Source organism: Limnospira fusiformis SAG 85.79 (assembly GCF_012516315.1).
GTDB classification, from domain to species: Bacteria; Cyanobacteriota; Cyanobacteriia; order Cyanobacteriales; family Microcoleaceae; genus Limnospira; species Limnospira fusiformis.
The window spans coordinates 5,110,818-5,136,803 of record NZ_CP051185.1 but is presented as its reverse complement, the minus strand read 5'-3'; the positions used below and the strand labels follow the sequence as shown (position 1 = coordinate 5,136,803).

16 protein-coding genes and 2 pseudogenes are annotated in these 25,986 nt (G+C 45.3%); 5 read left to right on the top strand and 13 right to left on the bottom strand.

Features of this window, described 5'->3' with window-relative positions:
• Positions 1-215: 215 nt before the first annotated feature.
• From HFV01_RS23935 to HFV01_RS23925, 3 genes and pseudogenes are all read right to left on the bottom strand, one after another.
• Positions 216-587 (bottom strand): annotated as a pseudogene (locus HFV01_RS23935) (zinc ribbon domain-containing protein); the annotation flags it as partial.
• A gap of 438 nt (positions 588-1,025) precedes the next feature.
• A complete protein-coding gene (locus tag HFV01_RS23930; RefSeq protein WP_006621738.1) occupies positions 1,026-1,433 on the bottom strand; it encodes a hypothetical protein in 408 nt (135 codons plus the stop codon).
• A 428-nt stretch (positions 1,434-1,861) separates the two neighbouring features.
• Positions 1,862-2,686: a pentapeptide repeat-containing protein gene (locus tag HFV01_RS23925; RefSeq protein WP_006621737.1), complete on the bottom strand. Its 825-nt coding sequence runs from the start codon at positions 2,684-2,686 to the stop codon at positions 1,862-1,864.
• Between the two features lie 319 nt (positions 2,687-3,005).
• On the opposite strand from HFV01_RS23925, the gene ilvD reads away from it, so the two are divergent.
• From ilvD to HFV01_RS23910, 3 genes and pseudogenes are all read left to right on the top strand, one after another.
• A complete protein-coding gene (gene ilvD, locus HFV01_RS23920; RefSeq protein WP_006621736.1) occupies positions 3,006-4,688 on the top strand; it encodes a dihydroxy-acid dehydratase in 1,683 nt (560 codons plus the stop codon).
• A 297-nt stretch (positions 4,689-4,985) separates the two neighbouring features.
• Positions 4,986-5,561, top strand: a pseudogene (locus HFV01_RS32210) (IS607 family transposase); the annotation flags it as partial.
• 37 nt (positions 5,562-5,598) lie between these two features.
• Positions 5,599-6,666: an RNA-guided endonuclease InsQ/TnpB family protein gene (locus HFV01_RS23910; RefSeq protein ID WP_318285913.1), complete on the top strand. Its 1,068-nt coding sequence runs from the start codon at positions 5,599-5,601 to the stop codon at positions 6,664-6,666.
• Between the two features lie 5 nt (positions 6,667-6,671).
• Here the strand turns inward: HFV01_RS23910 and HFV01_RS23905 are convergent, their stop codons facing one another.
• Together HFV01_RS23905 and HFV01_RS23900 are read right to left on the bottom strand one after the other, a co-directional pair.
• Complete coding sequence (locus HFV01_RS23905; protein WP_187758754.1) at positions 6,672-9,119, bottom strand: ComEC/Rec2 family competence protein; 2,448 nt, start codon at positions 9,117-9,119, stop codon at positions 6,672-6,674.
• 62 nt (positions 9,120-9,181) lie between these two features.
• A complete protein-coding gene (locus HFV01_RS23900; RefSeq protein ID WP_006621734.1) occupies positions 9,182-9,658 on the bottom strand; it encodes a DUF4079 domain-containing protein in 477 nt (158 codons plus the stop codon).
• Positions 9,659-9,792: 134 nt separating this feature from the next.
• Between HFV01_RS23900 and HFV01_RS31205 the strand changes: the two genes are divergently transcribed.
• Entirely contained in the window at positions 9,793-9,981 is a 189-nt protein-coding gene (locus HFV01_RS31205; protein WP_006667947.1) for a hypothetical protein, read from the top strand.
• A gap of 261 nt (positions 9,982-10,242) precedes the next feature.
• On the opposite strand, the gene HFV01_RS23895 is transcribed toward HFV01_RS31205, so the two are convergent.
• The 3 genes from HFV01_RS23895 to HFV01_RS23885 all read right to left on the bottom strand — a co-directional run bounded on the left by HFV01_RS23895 (position 10,243) and on the right by HFV01_RS23885 (position 18,283).
• Positions 10,243-10,887, bottom strand: a complete 645-nt coding sequence (locus HFV01_RS23895) for a fasciclin domain-containing protein (protein ID WP_006621732.1) — start codon at positions 10,885-10,887, stop codon at positions 10,243-10,245.
• A 154-nt stretch (positions 10,888-11,041) separates the two neighbouring features.
• The gene (locus HFV01_RS23890) at positions 11,042-15,034 is read right to left on the bottom strand and encodes a transporter substrate-binding protein (protein WP_193520441.1); all 3,993 of its coding nucleotides are present in this window, start codon (positions 15,032-15,034) and stop codon (positions 11,042-11,044) included.
• A gap of 168 nt (positions 15,035-15,202) precedes the next feature.
• Positions 15,203-18,283 (bottom strand): AAA family ATPase, encoded by a 3,081-nt coding sequence (locus HFV01_RS23885; RefSeq protein WP_035759877.1) that lies wholly within the window; start codon positions 18,281-18,283, stop codon positions 15,203-15,205.
• Positions 18,284-18,509: 226 nt separating this feature from the next.
• Between HFV01_RS23885 and HFV01_RS23880 the strand changes: the two genes are divergently transcribed.
• Entirely contained in the window at positions 18,510-20,120 is a 1,611-nt protein-coding gene (locus tag HFV01_RS23880; protein WP_006621729.1) for a peptide ligase PGM1-related protein, read from the top strand.
• 6 nt (positions 20,121-20,126) lie between these two features.
• Here HFV01_RS23880 and HFV01_RS23875 read toward each other — a convergent pair whose 3' ends face one another.
• From HFV01_RS23875 to HFV01_RS23855, 5 genes are all read right to left on the bottom strand, one after another.
• The gene (locus tag HFV01_RS23875) at positions 20,127-20,336 is read right to left on the bottom strand and encodes a DUF6464 family protein (RefSeq protein ID WP_006667943.1); all 210 of its coding nucleotides are present in this window, start codon (positions 20,334-20,336) and stop codon (positions 20,127-20,129) included.
• 173 nt (positions 20,337-20,509) lie between these two features.
• Complete coding sequence (locus HFV01_RS23870) at positions 20,510-22,084, bottom strand: B12-binding domain-containing radical SAM protein (protein ID WP_006621727.1); 1,575 nt, start codon at positions 22,082-22,084, stop codon at positions 20,510-20,512.
• A 57-nt stretch (positions 22,085-22,141) separates the two neighbouring features.
• Positions 22,142-23,464 carry an aminotransferase class I/II-fold pyridoxal phosphate-dependent enzyme gene (locus HFV01_RS23865; RefSeq protein WP_006621726.1) on the bottom strand — a complete coding sequence of 441 codons (1,323 nt, stop codon included), beginning with the start codon at positions 23,462-23,464 and terminating at the stop codon, positions 22,142-22,144.
• Positions 23,464-23,928 (bottom strand): acyl carrier protein, encoded by a 465-nt coding sequence (locus tag HFV01_RS23860; protein ID WP_008056980.1) that lies wholly within the window; start codon positions 23,926-23,928, stop codon positions 23,464-23,466. Before HFV01_RS23860 ends, HFV01_RS23865 begins: the two co-directional genes overlap by 1 nt.
• A 168-nt stretch (positions 23,929-24,096) precedes the next feature.
• Positions 24,097-25,878: a fatty acyl-AMP ligase gene (locus HFV01_RS23855; RefSeq protein WP_006621724.1), complete on the bottom strand. Its 1,782-nt coding sequence runs from the start codon at positions 25,876-25,878 to the stop codon at positions 24,097-24,099.
• Positions 25,879-25,986 lie beyond the last annotated feature (108 nt).

Below are 25,986 nucleotides of genomic sequence, written 5' to 3'. Positions count from 1 at the left end.
TATTTTATACACCCTAGATTCGCCTTCGCGAAGCCCAGGTCTATAATATAACCAATTTATTCTGACATCTTCCCGTCATCGAATCCAAGATTACGATGAGGGCTTCCTTACCTTGCGATAAGGCATTCCTGTTTCCTTGGTCTTCCCTAGCAGTTCGTTGGTACAAGTGGCCTAAGCCTCCCAACATTGTTGCCCCGTTCCGATACCTGATACATTTACGCGACATTTTTCCGGTTGTTCCCGGACAATGCGACGATAGCACTATTACCCGTTAAGGTAACAGAGGCGGTATCCCGCAAAGCTTTTAGAAAGATTCCAAAAGCACCGTTCCAGTCCCGTGGTAGAGTGAACCCGCACTCAGGACATCGGAACACTTTTGAGCCACCTAGCTGGGAATGGACATGACCACAGTGAGTACAGGTTTTGCTGGTGTATTCTTCGGTCATATCTACAACTGTTCAGTTATTTCCGCGCTTATGTCTCAGGGTTAGTTTGAATCGATAATGCGCCCATGTCAGCATGGCGCGGGCAGTCTTAGACCTGATTAGACGCTTCACCTTGGCAACCATATTGGAAGTCTCGAAGGTGAGCCCAAAAAATCAGGCTGTGTTATGGGATGGCTAGGGATGCGACCCAATCAACCAAGGGGTTGAAGTCCTCACCGGGTAGTTATTTCGCCCATTTCAGCTCTATTTCATACCCGAAGGTCTCGCACAATACTTGGTATTGTAGCGGATCGCCCTAATTGGTTCAACTAATCTGCGATTAAATTAAGCTCCACAGGCATTACCACCCAGAGTCTCTGGGCTACGAAGTATCATAGCAGATACAAGACTTCCCTCTTAACTTACGGGTTAGGTTTTTACCTCAGCACCGCAGCGGGAAATCTCTACCTAATTTCTAGCACAGAACACCATAACCTGAATTGTCAAGTGACACCTATTGTTAAGTTTGATCACGTCCCTGTCAACTTCGGAATATCTGCCACAGAGATGAGGATAAGGCACATTAAGCGATCGAAGATACTAAAGACCAGAACAGGTTCCGCGTCCCCATTGACCATCATAGGATACGGAAACTTTAGTTCCGGGTCTAGGTTGAAACTCTGCCAAATCAATTAAAGTGACACTAGCCATACCGCTGACATTGCCACGATAAACCCGTTGACCTTGATCATTTCTGCGATCGAATTGTAAACGGGAAGATTGAGCGATACCCGCACCCGTCCGAGCATTACGAAACTCTACTTCCTGTTCAAAGCCAGTATTAGGACTCCAGGGAACAGAAAAAGATAGGTTATCTGCGTCGGTCCGGAAAATAGTTCCCCGACAGACAATATCAGCCAAGGCTTTAGGAACAGCAACTCCTAAAACACTTATACCAATAATAGTTGGGGTAGCGGCAATGAAATTCAACCTATTTGTCCACTGCATTGGAATTACTCCTCACCACAAATTAATTCAACCTTGTAGCATACTCTGTCGGGTTCACTCTAGCCACATTAACAAATATTAACATCAGCAATAGTTTCTCAAACCTCAATGGCAATTCACCCATATTGATCATGGTATAGAGCCGGATTTCCATCAGAACTTATGGAGCATAAATATATACAAATTTGATACACTATGCTATAATGACCTCCATCAATTCTGAGTATACCAAGCCGATTATCTCTAAGTTAGACTAATTAACCAAGGGTGAGTCAGAAACACTAATTTTGATGTCCTGTAGCACTAAGTAATAATCATGAGCAATCCGCAACCAAAGCCCGAGATAGATCCGATCACAGTAACAGTGGTGTTAACAGCCCTGATATTAATTCCCCTAATTATTGCGGGATTCTCGCCCTAAAGGCTAATTAATCAGGTAAAATAGCGCCCCGCAAATCAGCATCACGCAAATTAGCGCGGTAGAGTACCGTGTCCAACATGACAGCCTCAATCAAATTAACGCCACTAAGATTAGACCAATTGAGTTTAGTGCGATAAAGTCGGGCGCGACTCATATTAGCCCCCCTTAAACTGGTCCAACTGACATTAGCCGCCCGTAGATTCGCCTCACTGAGGTTAGCATCAGTTAAATCAGCCCCCACCATAGTAACCCGACTCAAATCAGCTCGATGAAAATTAGCTCCCATCAGCATCGCGCCACTGAGGGTAGCATTAGATAAATTAGCACCCTCAAGGGTAGAATCGCGCATAATCACATTAGTGAGATTAGCTCCATCCAAGTTAGCACCACTCAAATTAGCTTTTAACAAATTAGTTCGGATCAAAGTGCTGTTAACTAGATGAGCGCCAATAAAATTAGCCTCTGTAAAATTAGCCTCAGCCAAATTAGCATCAGTAAGATTAGCCATATTTAGGGTGACATTTTTGGAGATAGACCCCCGCATACTAGCCCCGGTTAGATTAGCCCTAGAAAAATTAGCATCAGTTAAATTAGCGCTAATCAGGTTAGCATCAGCGAGTTGAGCATCAGTGAGATCCACGCCCATCAATTTAGACTCACGGAAATTAGAGCCACTCAGATTAGTATTAATGAAGCTAGTATTTTCGAGATTAGCCCGGATAAAGCTAACCTCCCGCAGATCCATATCACTGAGATTGACCCCAACCAGGTTAACAGACCGAAACATTCTCTCTCCGGCGGCATATTGTTTGAGTAGCTCCTCAACCTCCATGTTTAATTAACCTCATCATCAGTATTGCAGTATTAAACAACTGAGGGCTAAAATCCCTCAGAATTATGATTTCAACAAGTTTCCCTACTTTCCGCACTATATGTCCAACCGCGTAGTTATACCCTGTATGTAATAATCATCTCCTGAAAACGGCACATTGGTGGTGATAGTTCATAATTTGAGGGGTAACCCCCACATCCTGTCCCCAATTAGCGATCGCTTAGGCATCACTAACCTGGTAAATTATAGGATCGTTAGGGAAAGATACCAGAGAAAATAGGTCAACCCCCCAAGATTTACTAGAAACAGGAAACCAGGGATGTCAGATAATTTGAGAAGTAAAGCAATTACCCAGGGCAATCAGCGAACCCCTAACCGGGCTATGTTAAGGGCTGTAGGCTTTGGCGATGAGGATTTCAATAAACCCATTGTGGGCATTGCTAATGGTTATAGTACCATTACTCCCTGCAATATGGGCTTAAATGATTTAGCATTACGGGCAGAAGCGGCCCTGAGACAATCGGGAACTATGCCCCAACTGTTTGGAACGATTACTATCAGTGATGGTATCTCTATGGGTACGGAGGGGATGAAATATTCCCTAGTGTCGCGGGATGTAATTGCCGATTCCATAGAAACTGTCTGTAATGGTCAGAGTATGGATGGGGTGTTAGCTATTGGCGGATGTGATAAAAATATGCCTGGGGCGATGATTGCCATTGCTCGCATGAATATTCCGGCAATTTTCGTTTACGGGGGAACTATCAAACCGGGTCACTATAATGGCTGTGACCTCACTGTGGTTAGCGCCTTTGAAGCGGTGGGACAACATAGCGCGGGGAAAATCCCTGATGAGGAATTACTGGGGATTGAACGCAATGCTTGTCCTGGGGCGGGTTCCTGTGGTGGTATGTTTACGGCTAATACTATGTCGTCAGCTTTTGAGGCTATGGGGATGAGTTTGATGTACTCTTCGACTATGGCGGCTGAAGATGCGGAGAAAGCGGAAAGCACTGAACAATCGGCGTTTGTATTGGCTGAGGCGATTCGGAAACAGATTTTACCGAGCCAAATTCTCACCCGTGATGCTTTTGAAAATGCTATGGCGGTGATTATGGCTGTGGGGGGTTCTACTAATGCGGTGCTACATTTACTGGCGATCGCCAGTTCTATGGGGGTAGAACTAACTCTGGATGATTTTGAAACTATGCGACAACGGGTTCCGGTATTGTGCGACCTGAAACCTAGTGGTCGGTTTGTAACTACAGAATTTCACCAAGCTGGGGGAGTTCCCCAGGTGATGAAAATGTTGTTGGAACATGGCTTGTTACATGGCGATGCTTTGACGATTACTGGTAAAACTATTGCGGAACAGTTGACTGATATCCCGGCTGAACCTGACCCTAACCAGGAGGTGATTCGCCCTTGGGATAATCCTATGTATGCTCAAGGACATTTGGCTATTCTCAAGGGTAATTTGGCTTCGGAGGGGTCTGTGGCTAAAATTACTGGGGTCAAAAATCCTCAAATTACTGGACCGGCTAGGGTGTTTGAGTCGGAGGAGGAATGTCTTGAGGCAATTCTGGCGGGTTCAATTAATCCGGGAGATGTGATTATCGTCCGCTATGAAGGCCCGAAAGGGGGGCCGGGAATGCGGGAGATGCTGGCTCCTACTTCGGCGATTATTGGGGCTGGTTTGGGGGATTCTGTGGGGCTGATTACTGATGGTCGCTTCTCAGGGGGAACCTATGGTCTGGTTGTGGGTCATGTGGCTCCAGAGGCGGCGGTCGGAGGTGCGATCGCCTTAGTGAAGGAGGGCGATAGTATTACTATTGATGCTAAAGCCCGCCTATTACAAATTAATATCTCTGATGAGGAATTACAGGCGCGACGGGAGGAATGGCAGCCTCGTCAACCTCGCTATACGAGGGGAGTCCTAGCTAAGTATGCTAAGTTGGTATCCACTAGCAGTCGCGGCGCGGTCACGGATGTAAATTTGTAACCTAGGTTCGACTTAATCATTTTCGTAGGGTGCGTCAGAAGCAGGCTATCTACATCCTCACCGAATCATTATCGGCGCTACGCACCTCAATCAATTATCTGGGCTTTGATGATAATTCTCGGTGTCTGGTGCGTCAGAAATCAATTATCGGGTGTTGATGATAATTCTCGGTGTCTGACGCACCCTACGGTATGATTACCTAGGAGTGTCACAAAAAGGAGCATGATTTAATCTCAAATTAGGTTAATATTTTAGGGCAATAGGGTCTAATAAGCGAGAAGAGTTGAGGATAAACCTATTGCCAGATATGTCAAACCCAAGGAAGCCGCCCAAATCCTTGGAGTCCATGAAAGAACACTCCGCAGATGGGACGACAATGGCTCAATCGACACCATCAGAACCCCCGCTGGGCAACGACGATACAACGTTGAGTCATATACTGCTGCCAAATCAGGCAGTGACAAACGCAAAGTCGTTATCTATGCCAGAGTTAGTAGCTGCGCCCAGCAGTCAGACCTCAACCGACAGGTGGCCGCACTGTCCAACCTCTACCCCGAAGCAGAAGTCGTCTCAGAAATCGGAGGCGGGCTCAACTTCAAGGGAAAGAAAATGCTGGCCTGACTGGGACATCATTTGTCAGGAGATGTCCGCATGGTTGTCATTGCCCACCAAGACCGATTGGCAAGGTTTGGATTTGACTTGTTTCGATGGCTCTGTGAGCAAAACAGGTGCTCACTCATGGTTCTCAACCAGACAAGTCTCAGTCCAGAACGAGAAATGGTTGAGGACATCCTCGCCCTCTTCCACTGCTTCAGTTCCCGATTATACGGAGTGCGTAAATACAAAACTCAGGTCAAAGAAGATCCGGATTTACCCCAGCCCCGAGCTAAATCAAGTCTGGCGCAAATGGTTGGCCGCTTGTCGGTATTGCTACAACCAAGCAATTGCATTATCCCGGAGTGGTAAACGACTAAGCAAGTTAAAGTTACGCAATAAAGTGATGCAGAGCGACTTGCCTGCATGGGTCAAAGAAACACCCTGCCACATTCGGCAGAATGCTATCTTTGATGCCTATCTCGCCTTTTCAGCCAGTCCAGGCGCCAGGTTTAGGAGCTGTCGGGATAGTTCTCAAGCCATCAAGTTTAACAATGCTAATTTCTCTTCAGGGAGTTGGTATCCAAGACTAACGAAAGGATTAACTTTCATGGTTTCCGAACCCATCCCTAAAACTTGCGGGCAAGGGACTCAGTTGGTGTTTACCAAAGGTCGATGGTTGGCGATTTTCCCTGAACCAGTTGCCGTTACCCCAACTGACGCTACTGGCGTGATTGCATTAGACCCGGGTGTCCGAACTTTCATAACCGGGTTTGATGGTTCACGATTTCTGGAATTGGGCTCCGGGGATATTGGAGGCATTACTAGGCTATGTCAACATTTGGATGATTTGATCAGCCGAATCGCCAAGGAACCCTGTCGTTCAAGGAGGCGACGGATGAGGCAAGCGGCTCAACGAATGAGAACCAAAATCCGCAATCTAGTTGATGAAGCCCACAAACAAATTGCTCACTACTTGACTCACAACTACAGCCTAATTTTTTTGCCCACCTTCGAGACTTCCGATATGGTTGCCAAGGTGAAGCGTCTAATCAGGTCTAAGACTGCCCGCGCCATGCTGACATGGGCGCATTATCGATTCAAACTAACCCTGAGACATCAAGCCGAGATAACTGGAACCACAGTTGTAGATGTGACGGAAGAATACACCAGCAAAACCTGTACTCACTGTGGTCATGTGCATTCCCAGCTAGGTGGCTCAAAAGTGTTCCGATGTCCTGAGTGTGGGTTCACTCTACCCAGGGACTGGAACGGTGCTTTTGGAATCTTTCTAAAAGCTTTGCGGGATACCGCCTCTGTTACCTTAACGGGTAATAGTGCTATCGTCGCATTGTCAGGCAATAGCCGGATAAATGTCGCGTAAATGTATCAGTCAACGGTTTGGTCGGCGGTAATGCTAGGGGAAAAGCCCTGCTGTGGTGTCCAATGTAGTGCGCCATCTCGCCCAGTCCAAAATAGTTGAATGTTAAGATTTTCGAGCATTTGAGATGTTTCCGGACTGAGGGTATCAGTGGTGGCGATCGCCACTTGGGGTTTGAGGGTCTCTAGTAGTTGAGCATTCAAATCGTTACCCAACCACCAGAGGACATCAACGGGGGATAAATCATACTGTTGTAACAACTGTGATTGTTGTTGTTTGGGGATATTTCCCATGAGTAGCCAGCGGCGATCGCTGATCATAAATTCCACCAGGGGAACCTCAGCATTAATCAGTGTAACCTGAGTTTCTCCTAAATCCAAATTTTGCTGAACTGGCAGAGTTAGATATTGTCCTTGGGCGCTAACAATTTTATTTTGAATAGCCTGGGCGCTCACTTGGTAAGCATTCTTAGAAGCGGGAGTATCATAGAATTTATGAATTGGTAAAGTGTCTAAAATATGTGGGAAACCGATAGTCAAGCCTAGCTGAGGGTGAGTGAGAATAGCCCAATCAATCTGATTAATTCCCTGCCTTAGTAAAAAGGGCAAAACGGTAAATTTAACGGTGCGTTCATCCCCGGCATTTACTAACAAAACGCGATCGCGATCTTCCACGACCAGAATAGGTTTTTCGGCGGTAGCTAAAACGGTGACTCGAAATTGGGTAAATTGAGCATAAGCCATGGGTAAAGTGATGATGGCGATCGCCATTAATATACCAGCGATAACGGCATAAAATCGGCTATGGTTTCTGGTTTTCTTCTTCTGGTCAGTTTTACCAACTTTTTCCGGTAGGAGTATCGGCAATAAACAGAGCAATATATTAATGGTATATAAACCGATTAATTGTGCCATATATAAACTGCCTACAGCGATGGAATTGCCAGGTAAATCATTAAAAAATTCGACTATATAAATTAACCCTTCTAGGGGGTAATATAAAGCGGTGGCTAGAGCGGCAGCCGCCCAGGGCGAGATGATCGCGACCGATGCAGTTAGCATTCCTCCCAGGGTAATGACTGTAATAAAAGGCACCACCAAAATATTGACAAAAATACTGAATGGTGATACCAAATTAAACACATAAATTTGCAGGGGAAGAATCCAAACGGTGGCGGCGATAGGAACTGCTATACAACTAGCAATTACTGGGGGAAGCCATTGTAGCGATCGCATCAAAGGTGGTACAGTCACCAATAGCCCCAGAGTTGCCAAAAAGCTGAATTGAAATCCTAAGTCTTGAATCAATAGAGGATTCCATAACAATAAGAAAACGGCTACAGCTAATAACACAGCCAAGGGTCGCACCTGTCGTTTCATGACGACACCCACCAACGCAGCTAACCCCATTAAAGCCGCCCGCAGTACGGAAGCCGAACCCCCAGTTAATCCGACATATAACAATAGGATAGTTGCACCAAAAACCAATCTCAACTTAGGAGACCAGCGGGCTGTCAAAGCTAGGACTACGCCCAGAAGTAAAGAGACATGAAACCCAGAAGCGGCTAAAGTATGAGCTAAACCAACTCGCACAAAGCGATCGCTAATTTCTGGGGAGATATCCACAGCCCGCCGCCCCAAAACCATGGCTGATAATAGTGTGCCTTTGGTAACATCCAAACCCTGAACCTTAGCCCTGACAATTCGCTGTCGCACCCTAGACAGTCCCCACCTAGGGGTAGTGTTAATAGAGAGGTGGCGACCATACATTCCCGCAAACCCCCCTTGTCTGGCGAGATAGGCTTTAAAATCAAAGCTACCAGGATTTAAAGGGGATTTTGGTGCATATAAAGTTCCGGTCACAGAAACAGTTTCGTTGCCTTGTAATCCTGTGGCTTGTAGAATGGGTACGGTAACATAAAGTTTACCTGTAACTGTTTTGTTAACCTGAACCGGGCTGTTCTGATCATTACTGGTAATCTGGTTAACAAGGTTAGCCTGTAGCCAAAACTGGACATTTCCTGAACGAGTGACCCGTGGAGAACTAATCACCCTTCCCCAGACGGTGATTACCAGGTTTTCGGCATTACCACCGCTGACAATTAATCTGCTAATGTCATGAGGCCCTGGTTGTGGAGTTTGTAGTTGAAAATATAGGGTAGCGAGGAAACCTATTAATCCAGCTACTAGCCAAAGGCTTCTAGGGATAGGAGGTCGGGGGACTGTCAACCTATCTGGATCAGATGTCCTTTGTCTACGTTGCCTTTGACGGCGGTTTGTAGTAGTCGGAGAATTTGGCTTAATCAGACGGCCACGGAGTTTATATTGCCAAATGGTTGTCATAATTGCCATTCCGACTCCTAGGGCGAGGAGAGAATATCCTCCCCAGCTAAAGCTCGCCATTAGTAATCCGACAATATAGGCTAATCCTAGGGCGATCGCAGCGGTTTGGTTCATCTATCCGGGAAGTGATGGAGGACCGGTTAGGGTTGGGATTAGGAACCAACCCTGATTGTTTGCTAAATGGATAGTCCCAATTTTAGACCGAGTACGGTGTGAATGACCATCATTAATAGGGCGACACTGCCAATATAAGCATGAGCCTTGCGCCATTGGTCTTGGTTGCCGCCAAATTTGCTGAGGGAAATAGCGCCGTTAATTCCTAATAGGCCTAAAACTGCGGTACTGGTCCAAAAATGGGGACTTTCAAAAATTGGTTGTCCCTGCATAATTAAGGATAGTAGCCCGCCGCTAAACCCCAAAGCCATAAATAGGGTCATAAAAGGGGCAAGTTTTCGGTGACTAGACCGAGAAGCGATCGCCGCCTCTTGGTCTGTGGCTAAACGTCCCTGCCAGCCAGTATAACCGACAAAACTACCCATCACAAAAATTACAATTCCCATCATCAGGGGGTGTCCCCAATGAACAATAGGTTCGGGAACTCCTAAACTAGCAAAAAAATTGGCGATCGGTTCTAATAAGCCTCTGATGTCCATAACTGGCTCTGGTTCTCTTCTCTATGCGCTATCAATCCCGATATTATAAATGTTTGTTGAGCCGTTATCAATCTTTGATTAACTGAAAACCCGCCCCTACTATTCACTAATAAGAGCGGGTTCATAAGTATGGTATGAGCGAAACCTTGTCTAGAGTTAAACACTCACGTAAAACTCCTGGGAGGGTTGGAAGCTCCGTGATTGATCACGGAGAGGAAAACCGACTCAAGCGGCTGACCGCCGCCAGCACCCCCTTGCGGGGTGGAGGGGTATGGTTGCCCCTCCATGGAGCTATGGTTGGCTCCGACTCCCTTGCGGGGTAATGTTTGCGCTTGCGCTAACGCGCACGCTGCGCGAACGCCAATGTTCAGAGTCGGTACTATCCAAATCGCACGTCCTTAACCCCTTAGAGATGTTTAACGATTCGGTTCTAGGGCCTGGAACTAGCACGCATTCCAGGGTAGGAACTTTAACTCTTGCTCTGAACGGAGCCAGTTAAGGCTATAGCTGGTCAGCTACCTGAAAGGGGGGCACGAAGCCCCCGTGCTTCAGCCGGGGGTGCTGACATCAAGCCAAGTTAAAAGTTATTCGACCACACCCGGCAAGATTACGGTGTCAACAGCATGAATCACCCCATTGCTGCCCAAAATGTCAGATTGAATGACACTGGCTTCATTCACCATTACAGTGCCGTCCATAACAGTAATAGTTAAGGGCATTCCGGCAACGGTTTCCACAGACCCATCAGTAATGTTAGCAGACAGAACTTGGGCGGGGACAACGTGATAGGTAAGAATTTGAACCAGTTGATCGCGATTTTCGGGTTTGAGAAGTTCTTCAACAGTGCCTTCCGGTAGGGCCGCAAATGCTTCGTCAGTGGGAGCAAAAACGGTGAAAGGTCCTTCACCAGAAAGGATTTCGGCTAATTCGGCTGCTTCTAAAGCAGCTACTAGAGTGCTGAATTGGTCGTCACCACTAGCAATACCAACAATGGTTTCTGTGGGGTCTGAGTCAACTACAGCAGTCATTTCTTCCCCGGCGGGTTCTGCTTGGGCTTCGATGGTTTCATCAGAAACGGTTTCAGTGGCTACAGGCTCACTGGTTTCGGCAATTTGTTCGGTGGGTTCGCCTTGGGTTTCGGTGGCAGTAGGTTCGCCACAAGCCGCCAAGAATGCTGTACCACCTAGGGTCACTAACAGGATCAAAAGCCGTTTAGCCATCAAAGTCATAGTTTTCCTTTAGAGAGTTTTCTACAGAACTGTTCAAATAATCTTGACTTAATTTAACTTATCTTAACACAAGTTTACTGGCCGTCAAGTCCCATGCTAATTCTTGCTTAACCATGCCCGCTATCCCCTGCCCTTTAGTATGGGGTGGTGAGGATTAACGACGGTCTTTGAGCCAGAATGTCATCATTTTGCCTCTTCCTTTTACATCAATTACACCCCTTTCCTCAAAAATAAAATTATCGTTGAGTAGCGCTTTGGTGGCGGCGGTGATCTGAATTCTTCCCACTTCGCCTTGAGACTCCATACGGGAGGCGACATTGACGGCATCCCCCCACAGGTCATAGATAAATTTACGAGTGCCAATTACCCCGGCTACCACAGGTCCGGTATTCATCCCAATGCGTAAATTGAAGGGTTCGCCGTCTTGGCGACGGAAACGGACAATTTCTCGCTGCATATCTAGAGCCATCTGAGCGATCGCTTCTGCATGGTTTTCTCTAGGGGTGGGTAAACCTCCGACTACCATATAGGAATCCCCAATAGTCTTAATTTTCTCGAGTTGGTGTTTTTGAGCGAGTTCATCAAAACAGGAAAATATATCATTGAGTAAATCCACCAATTCCGTGGGGGATATCTGTGCGGAAAACCCGGTAAAATTGACCAAATCTGCAAACATGACTGTTGCTTGCTCAAAGCGTTCCGCAATAGAATGGGGGCTCTGTTTTAAACGTTCCGCAATAGAGTGAGGCAAAATATTCAATAGCAGCCGCTCGGATTTTTGTTGTTCAACCCGCAAAGCATCTAAAACCCGGCGGCGCTCGGTAGTATTACGAGCCACCCAAATTACACTATTGTCTGGCATGGGGGAAACTGTGGCAGCAAACCACACCAGATCGGCATCAGCAGCAGAGGGTAAGATATTAACAGGGCCTTGCTGCCCGGGTTCTGGGGGTGCTAATTGCATACTGTATTCTAGGTTGATGGTTTGTCCGGTTTGAAGGACTTTCTGGATATTTTCGTAAAAAAGCTGTGCTTGGGGGGTCGGAAATATGTCAAATACTGTTTTTCCGAGTAAATCGCTACTAGGTGTATAGACTACTTCCGCGTTAGTGGTGACTATTTTCTTATAGCGTCCCTCTCCATCAAAAACCGCGATCACGTCGGTCATGGCTGCAAATAAGGCTCGCAATTCGGCTTCTGAGGCTCGTAAGGCTGCTTCTATCCTTCGTCTTTCGGCCACTTCTCTGATTAGGTGATGGTTGGCTTCTTGTAAGGCGGCGGTGCGTTCGACGACCCGCTTTTCTAGTTCCTCTTTGGCTTGTTGGAGGCCGATTTGTCCTAGTTTGCGATCGGTAATATCTTCGACAGTTCCTTCATAATAAAGAATTTCTCCCTGGGGACTACGGACGGCGGTGGCATTTTCCGAAATCCAACGAACTTGACCATCTATCCGTCGAATTTGGGACTCAAAATCTACTACGGAACCTTGGCTTTCTAAGAGATAAACAAATTCCTGGCGGCGCTTGGGGTCGATATACAGTTGGGATTGAATATCGGTTAAATTGGTCATTAATATGGTCGGGGATTCGTAGCCGTAAATCCTGGCTAAGGCGGGATTAGCGCTGATATAACGACCTTCTGGGGTAGTTTGAAATATTCCTTCTAGGGCATTTTCAAAAATGCTACGATAGTTGGATTCTGCCTGTTTTAAGGCTTCTTCTGCGCGCCGACGATCCGTAATATCAATACCTACAAAAAAGGCGGCACTACCGCTGTTGTATTTCCGGGCGGCAATTAGGTAATCTCTGGGTTCATTTTTAATATAAGATGTCACTTCTTTATAGGCTTCAAAACTACCGCTATTAAAGAAGTCTTCCACAAAGTCATTAAATTCCGGACTAGCTTTCAGAAAACCGATGTGCTGACCAATAAATGCCTCGGCGGGGAGGTCGAAGGTTTGGGCTAGATATTGATTAACCCCTAAATAACGTTGGTTAGAATCAATCCAAGATACTGTTCCTGGGACGACATTTAACACAGCTTCTAACTGGTCTTGAGTCGTTTTTAATGCGGCTTCTGCACGTTTGCGATCGCTAATATCAATTCCCACCACAAAAGCCGCTTGATTATTATTATACTTGTGGGCAGCAATCAGATAATAATATTCCTCATTTTCTAGGGAAGATGATATTTCTTGATATGCTTCTAATTCGGGACTTTCAAAGAAATATTGTATAAAATTCTGAAACTGAGAACCCCTACCCAGAAAACCAATATGTTGATTAGAAAAATCTTCTCTGGGTAAGCCATATAAATCAGCTAATTTTTGATTAACTTCGATATAGTGCAGGTCTGATGTCACCCAGGAAACCGTACCAGGAACCGCTGCTAAAACCGCTTGTAAACGCATATTAGCTTGGCGGAGTTCTTCCTCAGCTTGGCGACGTTGCGTAATATCAATTCCCACCACAAATACAGCTTGATTATTATCATATTTCTGAGCCACAATTAGATAATGGCGTTCTTGATTGTCCACATGAGTCCGCACCTCGCGATGGGCTTCTTTTTCCGGGCGATTAAATAGGTCAGTTACAAAGTCATTAAATTCGGAACTGGTTCCCAAAAAGCCAATATGTTGATTAGCAAAAGTTTCTCGTGGCAATTTAAATAAGTCTGCCAAAGATTGATTAACTTCCAAATAGCGTAAATCCCTACTAATCCAAGAAACCGTGCCAGGTACAGCTTCTAACACCGCTTGCAGTCTAGCATTAGCCATTCTTAGAGCCTCCGCAACTCTAGTGCGTTCGACAATTTCTTGCAGTAGTTGAGTGTTGGATTCTCGTAGGGCGGCGGTGCGTTCCGCGACGATATTTTCTAAGCCTTCATTAACCAATTGCAGTTGGGATTCTACCTGTTTCCTGATTTCGATTTCTTGTTCAAGTTGCTTTCTGGTTTCTTCTAATTCGCGGGTTTTTTGTTTGAGTTTTTCGGCGCGTTCGGTACTTTGGCTAACTTCAGCAAGTAAGCCAATCACAATTTCGGAAGCATTAAAGTTATTGGCTTCAAACCCTAACCATGGCAAGGGTTTAATGCGATGGGGACTGGTGTAAATAATCTCAAACTGACCATCAGATTTAGCCCTACCAATGCGGCATAATTTCCTAATATGATGGTTGGGTTCCATGCGGATAATGCCACTGGGGGCTGAGAAACTTTGACCATAGGTAGCAATTCGTACCCTTTCCGGGTCGAAAGATTCGGCTAACTCTACGGCTTGTTTCCATAGATAAACTTGACTATAGGCGGCTTCTATGGGGTCGCTAGTAACGCGATCGCTTCCATATCTCGCCTGAAAATGTTGAACAAACCGACGATTTTCGGGAGTATCTAAACTCTGAAAATAACTCCAACAACTCAGATGACCCGTCGCCGCATTCCCAATGCTTTTCAGTTCCGTTTCCGAAACAGAAATAGCCAAAATGGGGATTTGTTTCGCGTTTAAACCTGCCGCTTGAAATTGTTGGTAAAATGCTATATTGCTATCACCAGTAAGCGTATTAAACACCACATCAGGTTTCGCTCGCACAATACGCGCAATAATCGACCTAAAATCCTTAGCCCCCAAGGGTTGATATGCTTGACCCACCACATAGCCTTCATTTTGCTGAAGCTGAATTTTGATCAGTTTACTCACCGTATGGGGGAATGTATAATCAGAACCGAGCAAATAAAAGCGCTTGCCAATATTTTCCAACAACCAGGAAACGACAGGTTCAACCTGTTGATTAGCACAGGCTCCTGTGTGAAAAATGTTGGGGGAGTCTTCTAGTCCTTCGTATTGGACGGGATACCACAACCCCACCCCTAATTCTTCTAAAACGGGTTTGACAGCCTGACGACTGGCTGAAGTCCAACACCCAAAGAGGGTGACAACCTGTTTGTCCTGAATTAGATTTTTGGCTTTCTGAGCAAAGCAAGCCGGATCTGATTGACAATCTTCAATAACAGGTTCAATAAACTTTCCGAGAATTCCTCCACTTCGGTTAATTTCTCGAATGGCCATCAACTCGGCATCTCTGAGGGGCGCTTCGCTAATTGCCATTGTCCCACTCAAAGAATGCAGTATCCCGACTCGTACACCTGGCATAGCTACTGCTTAACGGTTTATAAAATTGATATCAAGGGAACCTCCGACCTGGCTGCACCCAATTTTCGGGCCGGGGTCTAGCTAGTCTCATATAACTATATTAACCAACTATGGCATAATATGCTCTAGTTCCACCCCTTGCTCCTCAAATATTGGCCAATCATGATCTTAAACAGATAGATGTAATTGTGATCCGGTAGCGGTTTTAGTGACTTCTATTTTGGCTTGAAATGCCTCTTTCAGGTGGGGAATGTGGGTGACAGCTAAAATGCAGGAAAAATCTGGGGCGATCGCATTGATCGCAGCAATTAGGCGATCGCATCCTTCCGCGTCTTGGGTACCAAACCCTTCATCAATAATCAGCATTTGTAGCGCACATCCCGCTCTTTGTGCTAATAATTTAGCTAGGGCTAATCGAATCGCAAAATTAATCCTAAACGCCTCGCCGCCAGAATAGGTTTCATAGGGTCTAGTTCCCCTGGCATCAGCAATTAATATATCCAGTGTATCAATTAACTTAGCCTTTTTCCGTTTCGCGCTGCCACTGCGTCCACTCCGTTGGGTAACAAACTGGACATGGAGTTGATTCGCCGACAGCCTCGCTAAAATTTGATTCGTTTCGGCTTCTAATTGCGGTAACACATTTTCAATCATCAGTGCTTGAATACCATTTTTCCCAAAGGCTTGGGCTAATTCCTTATAAATTAGGGCTTGGTGACGATATTCCGATAATTCCTGTTTTTGCTGGCTTTGCTGCTGGCTCAGATTTTCTAAATGGATTCGTTGTTGTTGCAGCTTTCCTAATTGACTTAAATATTGATCAAGTTGTTGTCGCTGCTGTTTTATTTTCCCTTCTAGGTTACTAATATATAACCTAGGATTTGGTGTATCTTCCAACTGTTTAGTTAAGAGTAGTATCTGTGATTTTACCCCCGATAAATCCTGCGATCGCACTTGATTTAATTGTCGTAATTCAGTCAGCCGTTGTTGAATTTGTGGATACTGACTTTCCGCCACTTTCAACTGTTCTGCTTTCCTCACCCATTGCTGTGCCTCACGCAACCGCACCCGGACTTGATTATGGTCTTCCAAATTATAACCGCTCTCATTTAACTGTTTTTTGAGCTGAATAATCCTCTGCTGTAATTCCGAGGCGGTTTGTAGATAAATTATCTGGTCTAATGCCGACTGTAATTGTGCCACCATTGGCGGTTTGTCGGCTTGTAGTTGCCCTAGTTTTTGTTGGGAATCCCGAATTTGTATTTGCTTCATTTCTGCCCATCTCCAGCGCTTTTCTTCATTCCTAGCCAGAGCGTGGCTTTGTTCATTATAATCTAGTTCTTGCAGTTGCAGATCTAGTTGTTGCAGTTGCTGATACAGCGTCGCGGAGTGACTACCATCAGATAGCGATCGCTCAATTTGACTAGCTTCATCTCCCCACTGTTGTAGCTGCAATTCATCACTACCGAAACCCTCTAAGCGTGCTTGTAGTTGACCTCGTTGTTCTCGCAATTCTTCATAATTAGAGATTTGCCTTTGTAAGGTTGTATATTCAACCCGTAACGCAGCTATTTCCTGTTCGGAACGCGCCAAATCTTCCCGAATTATCCACAGGCGATCGCGAATTTCCTGTTGTTGGTTTTGGTGTTTACCCATTACCAAATTCCAGTGATGTTCATCTAAAGGGCGATCGCATAGGGGACAAACAGGCGCAGAGTCCCCCCTATTTTCCTCACTAAAAGAACGCCCTAACATTTCCATCTTTTTGTCTAATTCCGCTAATTTCGACTCATACTCCTGCTGTTGATGAGCCAATTTTTCCAAGTGGTTATGGCGTGACTGACCCTTAGCTGTGACCCGATTTTGATAAGTGCGTTTCTTCTCAATTTCCTCAATAGTTTGATGGAGATTTTGTAACTCTTGTTCTAATTTAGGGCGGTTATTTTCCAGGCGGTTCTGCATTTTGTGCATCGACGTATATAGTTCATCAAAACGGGCGCTAAGACGCGCTTGAGCGCGGTCTATTTCCCCCTGTATACGTTGATGTTCTTGCAGGATAGGGGTAACTTCAATTTGTAGTTTATCTAACTCATTCAGGCGCAAACGAGCCTGAAACAGTTGAGCCATTCCTGCTTCGACTTCCGGCTGTTCAACCAGCACCTTTTGATATTCTTGTTCCTGTTTATGGAGAGATTCCAGGCGAGTTTCAATCGTATCTTTATCCCGTTGTAATTGGTGGATTTTATCCTGTTGTTGCTGCTGAAGTTCCCGGAGTTGCTGTTGAATTTTTTGGTGAGTTTGAAACTGTAAACTCATCGTTTCTTCTGTAGCCTGTAGGGTCTGAAATTCCACAATCCCAGCGTTTATTTCTTCCTGTTGTTGCCGAATACAATCTAATTGTTGTAGTTGAGTTTGGGTGACGATAATTTCCTGTTGAAGGCGATCGCATTCTTGTTTAATCCCATGATATTGTTGTCGCTGTCCCTCTAATAGTTGTTCACAGGTTTGGCGATATTGTTGTTGTTCTCGGTAGGCTTGCAGTTGCTTTTGCTCAGACTCTTGTTGTTTCTGAAGTTTACCAAGGGTAGCTTCTAACTGAGTCATTTGAGCCACTATTTCCGGCAGTTTTTGTGTCTCCAACTCTCCGATAGTTAAAGTTTGTTCTAATTGCTCAATCTTGAATTTATATTCCTTCGAGATATCTTTAGCTTTCTCCACTAAAGTATCATATTCATCTAACTTGAGTAAGCTGCCTAACACTTCTTTGCGATCGCTGGGACGTTTTAACATAAACTCATCAGCTTTTCCCTGACGCAAATAGGCAGAATTAATAAAAGTATCGTAGTCTAGGCGCAGATGTTCTAAAATCTTTTGTTGTGTGCTACGGACTCCCCCTTGACTGAGGGCAGTAAACTTAATTTGCTCCGCTTTTTTGTCCGGTTCTAATGGTGCGATTTGAAAATCCAGAGTCCCCGACTGACCACGGCGACGAGTCCTAATTACCCGGTATAAGTTACCATGACTAATAAAGATAAAATCCACCCGCATTTGGGTTTCGCCAATTTGAATTAAATCATCTTCCGTCCCCGCCCGACTATGACCCCAAATCGACCAGGCGATCGCCTCTAACAGCGAAGACTTACCCGCCCCATTCGGTCCACAAATGCAGGCAGTGTGCAAGCCACTAAAATCTAGGCTGGCGTCGCGATAACTGAGAAAATTCTTCAGGGTGAGTTTCTGTGGGATCATATCGCGATATTCAGATGAAATTCCGTTTGATATCAGTTTGAGCGAAGCTCCCATAATTATAGCACCAATCAATCCTATTGGTTAACCTAGACCAATCTGCTCATATTAATTGTGTCACTAGCTTTTCTCCAACCATTGCTAAGAACGAGATCAGCAAATCCAAAGGTGTCGCTCTGAGGTCAAACAACCTGCTAAAATCGTAATATTGTTATTGTGGGCAGCGATTATGACAGGAGATTATCGATCGCCACAGGGAATAGTAGATCAGTTTCAAGCATTGCAACATCAACTCCGAGAGTCTTTCAGTCAAGGGGGAAACCTGGGATTTGATGATTTTGATGTATTAGTGATTCCATCCCTCACCTTAGATCAGCAGCAATTGCAGAAAATTCCCGGAGTTCATCAGTATGAGGAGAGATTTCTGTTTTCTCTGACTCGTTTACGAAATCCTAGAGTTAGATTAATTTATGTAACTTCCCAACCCCTTCACCCCAGCGTTATTGACTATTATCTGCATTTAATGCCCGGAATTCCCTTTTCTCACGCGCGCGATCGCCTACTATTATTTTCTACCTACGATTCCTCTAATCGCTCCCTCACCGAAAAAATCCTAGAACGTCCCCGGTTAGTCGAAAGAATACGCCAAGTCCTGCGACCTAACCGCACCTATATGGTCTGCTTTAACTCTACTCAATGGGAACGAAAATTATCAGTTAAATTACAAATTCCCCTCTGGGCTTCTGACCCCGATTTAGCCCATTGGGGAACCAAAAGCGGCAGTCGCCAGATTTTCGCAGAAGCCAATATTCCCCACCCAGACGGCAGTAAATTAGTCTGGAATGAAACAGCTTTAGCCGCAGAAGTTAACGCTTTATGGGAACGACAACCCCAGTTAAAACGAGCAGTAATTAAGCTAAATGAGGGCTTTTCTGGAGAAGGCAATGCTATCCTTAATCTCCAAGGACTTGGCGACATTCCCCCTCATCAAAGGGTCGCAAAAATTAGCGATCGCTTGGTGAATTTAAGTTTTCAAGCCAGCCATGAAACCTGGTCTAGTTTCCGTAGCAGAATCCCTGAATTAGGCGCAATTGTCGAAGCCTTTATCGAGGGAGACATTAAGCGATCGCCTAGTGTTCAATGTCAGATTTACCCTTCCGGGGAGGTCGAAGTTCTATCTACCCATGACCAAATTCTGGGGGGTCCAGATGGTCAAATTTTTGAGGGTTGTAGTTTCCCCGCTGACCAAGCCTATCGATTACAACTGCAAGAATTAGGTGAAAAAGTCGGTAAAATCTTAGCCCAAAAAGGAGCCCTCGAAAGATTTGGTTTAGATTGTATTGCCGTTCGTCAACCACAGCCACCAGAGGCACAATGGGAACTACAAGCCATTGAAATTAACCTGCGTCGGGGTGGCACAACTCATCCATTTATGACCCTCCAATTATTAACTAATGGCGAATACGATCGCCATACTGGCTTATTCTACAGCCAGAATAAACAACCTAAATATTATATTGCCTCAGATAATCTTCATAGCCATCATTATCGCGGTCTTTTACCCAATGATTTAATGGATATTATCGCCCAATATCATCTGCATTTTAACAATAAAACAGAAACCGGAACCGTATTTCACTTAATCGGCTGTTTGTCTCAATTCGGGAAACTGGGTTTAACCTGTATTGGTGACTCTCCCACACAAGCACAGGAAATCTACGATCGCATTGTCGCCGTTTTAGATCGAGAAACTCAGGCGATCGAACAGTCAGAAGACACACTAGACCTATCCCCAAACCTGGGAAAAGTCTGTGAACATTTATCAGGATCTATTTATTAGTTAGCGTTATTTAGGCTGATAATGATCACAGCTAGAACAGCAACCTGTAGGATTAACAGCACATAACAAAAATGCCGAGTTAGCGTTAAATTTACAGGTCGCCTGTTTATTAACCGTCTTTGATAGCAGGTTATAACGCTGTTCGTGATGTTCTATAAACCGTTTGATTTGTCGATGGGACTGTAGCCGCATTCTTTCCATACCTAGGTTGTTCATCGCCCAGCTTTGCGTAAATGTTCATGATTATAGATTGTATCTATATCTTATCCTATCCGCTTGTGTTTTTGATCACAAAAGCACCCAGGTATCTTAGAGTCTCAGCGAGAGGTTACGCCAAGCGGGTTAAGAGATAGGTTTTTTGATTACCACCCCAACCCGCCGGATTCGAGTTAAGCTACTTTTACCAATTCTAACTCCTGTTTTTTCTTGACATATTCAGCCAGTTGTGATTCGATTTGCTGGCGCACTTCTTGGCGGTAGTCGTAGAAGTGTTCAAAGTGAGCGCACATGACTAGATACATTTCCACCACATCCGGGTTTTTGCGGATAATATCCAGTAGATAAATCCAAAAAGTCCAGCGAGTCTTACGGACTACTCCCTGTCGCCATATCAGAATTGACAAGGCTTTTATAGTTTTCCAGCTTAGGGTTCTTCCCCCAGCTTTTTGGCGACGAGGTGCGCCTAGTTTCAGATAATAGCGGTGAGTGCGATCGAGAAACACTTGCGGATCGTAGAGTTTCCAAAAACCGTCTATATATTCCTGTGCAATTTCCTCAATGGGACGAGTAGGAATAAAATTCATCAGAGTAGTCTGGTTAATATTGGCGGTTTCTGATGCTTCCAGCAGTCTCCCTTCTTTCTTTAAACGATGCCATAATCCTGTATTAGGGAGAACCTGTAGCATACTAAACATAGCCACTGGAATAGCCGTAGTTTCTACAAATTGGATAATGCGATCGCCAGCCCCAGACTTTTCACCATCAAAGCCAATAATAAAACCAGCCATTACCCGCAGTCCAGACCTAGTAATATTATCCACAGCATCAACTAGGGAATTACGGGTATTTTGGAATTTTTTAGTCAGCGCGAGACTACCTTCGTCCGGGGTTTCAATTCCCAGGAAAACCGCATAGAAATTAGCCTCTACCATCATGTTCATTAATTCTTGGTCTTGGGCGAGATCAACTGATGCTTCTGTCATCATACGGAAGGGATAGTTATTTTTTTCCATCCATTCTTTCAACGCCGGAAGCAGCAATTTGACATTGCGTTTATTCCCAATGAAGTTATCATCAACCAAAAAGATAGTTTGAGTAAATCCTAGTTCTAGGAGGCGATCCAGTTCCGCCAGTAACTGTTCCGGTGCTTTGGTGCGAGGTTTGCGACCATATAACACAATAATATCACAGAATTCGCACTGAAACGGGCAGCCTCTGGAGAATTGCAAAGCCATCATATCATAGGCTTGTTTTTCCAACAAATCAAACCTAGGAATTGGGGTAGTAGTTACATCAGGTTTTTCGCCATTAGCGGCGCGTAATATCCCACTTGTTTCCCCTCTTTCCAGGGCTGCTACAAACATAGGGAGGGTAATTTCTCCCTCATCTAACACTAGAAAATCAGCCCCCATTTTTTCAGCTTCGTGGGGTAGTGCGGTCGGGAAAGGACCCCCAACTGCTACAATTTTGCCGCGTTTTTTGGCTTCCTGAATTTGGTCGAGGAAGTCATTTTTTTGAACAATCATGGCGGACAAAATCACTAATTCTGCCCATTCCCATTCTGCTTCCGTGACGGCTCGCACATTGCGATCGACCAGCTTAAATTCCCATTCTTGGGGGAGAATAGCCGCTACTGTGATTAAACCCAAAGGCGGTAATAGAGCCTTGCAATCGACTAAATCTAAGGTTTTTTCAAAAGACCAAAAACTTTTTGGGAAAATTGGATAAACCAGTAAGACTCTCATGGAATGCACCAGATTAAGGATAAACTAGAGATGGGAATTTCATGATATATGAGGGTTCTAAGAAACCGCCATTTGTGCAATTTCTTCGGTGAGAATTTCCACCGTTTGATAAATTTGTTCTTCCGTATGCTGACAGGTAACAAAAAAACGCAGACGGGCTGCATTTTGAGGAACGGAAGGATAGAACATAAATGGGACGTTAATACCCCGATGAAACAGATTTTGGGACAGTTGCACAGAAGCCAGGGAATCGCCCACAATAATCGGAATAATGGGCGAATCTTTGCTGGTTCCTGTGTTGAGATTATGTTGTTTAGCGAGATTCAGGAACAATTGACCACGATCGCGTAGTCTTTGCACCCGTTCTGGTTCTGATATTAACACATTAATTGAAGCCAGAACCGATGCCGCGTTAGGTGGCGAAATACCCACGCTGTAGACAAAACCGGGGGCCGTATATTTCAAGTATTCCACTAAAGCACTAGACCCCGCAATATATCCCCCACAACTGGCGAAAGATTTACTAAGGGTTCCCATCCACAAATCTACATCATTGGGGTCAACGCCAAAGTGTTCACTAAGCCCTCGGCCATGTTGACCTAATACCCCAATTGAATGGGCCTCATCCACCATCAGAAAGGCTTTATACTGTTGTTTTAACTCAATAAACCTGGGTAGATCGGGAATATCACCATCGGTGCTATAAATGCCTTCTATCAGGATTAAAGTGCGTCTATAACGGTGGCGGCGGTCTTTGAGAATTTGGTGCAGGCTTTCCCAATCATTATGGGGAAAAGCAATAGTAGTGGCTCCCGAAAGTAAACAGCCTTGTAATAGACTATTATGGCTGAGGACATCATGAAGGATCAGGTCATTTTGTCCAAACAGGTGGCCAACGGTGGTGACGTTGGTAGCATGACCGCCAACATAAACGATGCTGTCTTGGGTGCCGATAAAATTGGCGATCGCCTTTTCTAACTCCCGATGAATAGGTTTTTCCCCCGAAAGCAGGCGGCTGGCGGAAGCCGATGTACCATAGCGGTCTATAGCATCCTTCGTAGCTTGGGAAACTATCGGATCACCAGACATCCCCAAATAGTTATAGGTAGCATAGTTAATCAACTCACGACCGTCAATAATCGTGGTATTGCTGGCGATACCTTCTTGGGGGGCAAAGAAGGGGTTATTAATGCCCAAGGCTGCAATTTCCTGCTGTTGCTGTTTAATTTTCAGGTATTCTGGATACAGTTCAAACCGATAGTATTCCGGGGGAATATCTGGTAAGGTTTGGCTGGTGGCTCTTTGGCGCAACAATTCGGCAAGCAGATCCCGTTTTTGTTGTGGTGAAAGGTTAGCGGTGCGATCGGATATATTGGTCATTAATGATTTTCCTGTTCAGACAACATTGAATTCAGCAGGGACTCTACCTCGGCATCGGACATTTGATTGAGTCTTTCTAGCAGTTGTTGTGCCTGTTGTGGACTCACAGACTGACCACTGCTGTTGGTTGTCGCTTTAGGGGTGGTATCCTGGGCTAGATAATCAGCGATCGCCTTAATAGTCGGATAATCCCACAGTAACGTCGGGGGAAGTCTACGTCCAAATTGATTTTCCAGGTCTCCAGATAAATTAACCGCCTCAATAGAATTAAGGCCATAATTGGCAAAGTCTTCATCAATATCAATGTCATCTGGATTTAACCCCAATCTCTCAGCCATTTGGGTAATTAACCAGCCTTGGATCGCTTCCGCATCAGGGGATAAACCCACAGAATTTGGCGATTTAGGTTGGCTACCCAGTTGGTCAATATCTTTTCCATTCCAAGAGTGGTTCAACACTTGCACTATTCACTCCTCCATCACATTTTAGGCTGGCTATGCAAGATTCCGGGGCAGATTAGGCAGCCCGTCGGCGGTGAATCTTAAATCGCACCTAGACGGTTATTGTGCCACGAAGCCGATCTGATCAATCCTTTGCTGTTTCTGTTATTACCTCTAACGGGCAGAATAAGTTTAGTCTTCGACTACCTCCAAAGTCCCCGCTAGAAAACCAGCACGGCAAGCATGACGTTGGATCTTACCACTTGATGTTTTGGGAATGGTTCCAGGTTTGAGTAGCAGGGTACTATAAACTTGCAAATCATGATTTTGGGAAACCGCACGCCGGATTGATTGAATTAGGTCCTTAGTGCTGAAGGATTCCTCCCTGGAAACATTGGTTGAGGTTTCACGACGAGGACTAGATTGCCGTTTCCAATAGTAGCGTTCTACTTCTGCAATCACCACTAACCTTTCTTCCCCCCCCACATCTACGGAAAATCCCGCCGCACAACTAGGACGGATTAAGGGGTGACTTTGTTCAACCGTCCATTCTATGTCTTGGGGATAATGGTTGCGGCCGTTAATGATAATTACATCTTTCAGGCGACCAGTAATAAATAGTTCGCCGTTTTCGATGAAGCCTAAATCTCCAGTCCGCAAAAATGGTCCTTCTCCGGTGGTGGCTAGATATTGACTAAAGATGGACTCGGTTTCTGATGGTCGATTCCAGTAACCTTGGGCGATACTTGGTCCTGATACCCAAATTTCTCCTACCTGTCCGGGTTCACAGGGTATCCCCGTGGATGGGTCCACAATGGCGATCGCCTGATCTTCCAAACTTGAGCCACAGCCTACTACTGTGCGAGTATTCTCGGCGTGACCGTTGGTGGCGATCGCCTGATGTTGTTCTAGGGATGATGCTTGAATCGTTTTCAACGTCGGTAGTTGAGTTTTATCGCCGCCACTGACGATTAGGGTAGCCTCCGCCATACCATAGCAGGGATAGAAAGCCTGGGGATTAAATCCACAACTAGCAAACGTCCGCGCAAATTTTTCTAACACTTCATGGGATATCGGTTCCGCCCCATTAAATGCTAAATCCCAACTACTCAGGTCTAGGGTTTCTATTTGGTCTGGTGTGACTCGGCGCACGCACAAGTCATAAGCAAAGTTTGACCCGCCGCTGGTGGTCGCACCATGTCTTGATATTGCTTCTAGCCACCTGATAGGACGTTGGAGGAACATTAGCGGAGACATTAACACCACCGGAAATCCTCCATATAGGGGCTGGATAATCCCCCCAATTAACCCCATATCGTGATAGGGTGGTAGCCAGATCATCCCTATGCTGTCCTGGTTGTGACCGAATTTCTCATAAATCCAGCCCGAATTGTGCATCAGGTTCTGGTGGCTGATCATCACCCCTTTGGGGGTAGCCGTTGAACCTGATGTATATTGGAGAAACGCTAAACTTTCCGGGTTGATGCTTAGGTCCTCATAGCGATCGCTGCAACTTTCGGCTACCTTATCTGTGGCAACCCAGTTCAGTTTCTGTAGTTCCCAAACCTCCCCAAATTGCCGCTGTAGACTCGGTAGCACAGATTCTGTGGTTAGGGCTAGGTGAGAGTCCGCGTCTTCTAAGATACCCATAATCCTCGACAGCGAGCGGTTGGGGCGCGGCGGATAGGCCGGAATTGGTACTATACCTGCATACAAACAGCCAAAAAATGCCGTAATATAATCTATGCCCGGTTGATATAGTAGTAAGGCTCTCTCTCCCGGTTGGCTGAGGCTTTGGAGATGGGCGGCGATCGCTCGACATATTCTGTCTAACTTTTGGTAGGTTAAACTGATGGTTTCAGTTTCTCCATCCACTAAAAATTTATAAGCAACTTGATGGGGTTGATGGATGGCTCGACCCTTTAATATTTCCATTAACGTTGCTGCATCAAACGGATGTTGGAAAGCAGTCATTAAGTCTTAATAAGTGATTGAGTAAGCGAAAAAGTTTCCGGTCTCTTGGATAATATAACCTATTTTAATTTTTTGGCAACTTTTTTGTTGATTGGATGCTGACATCAT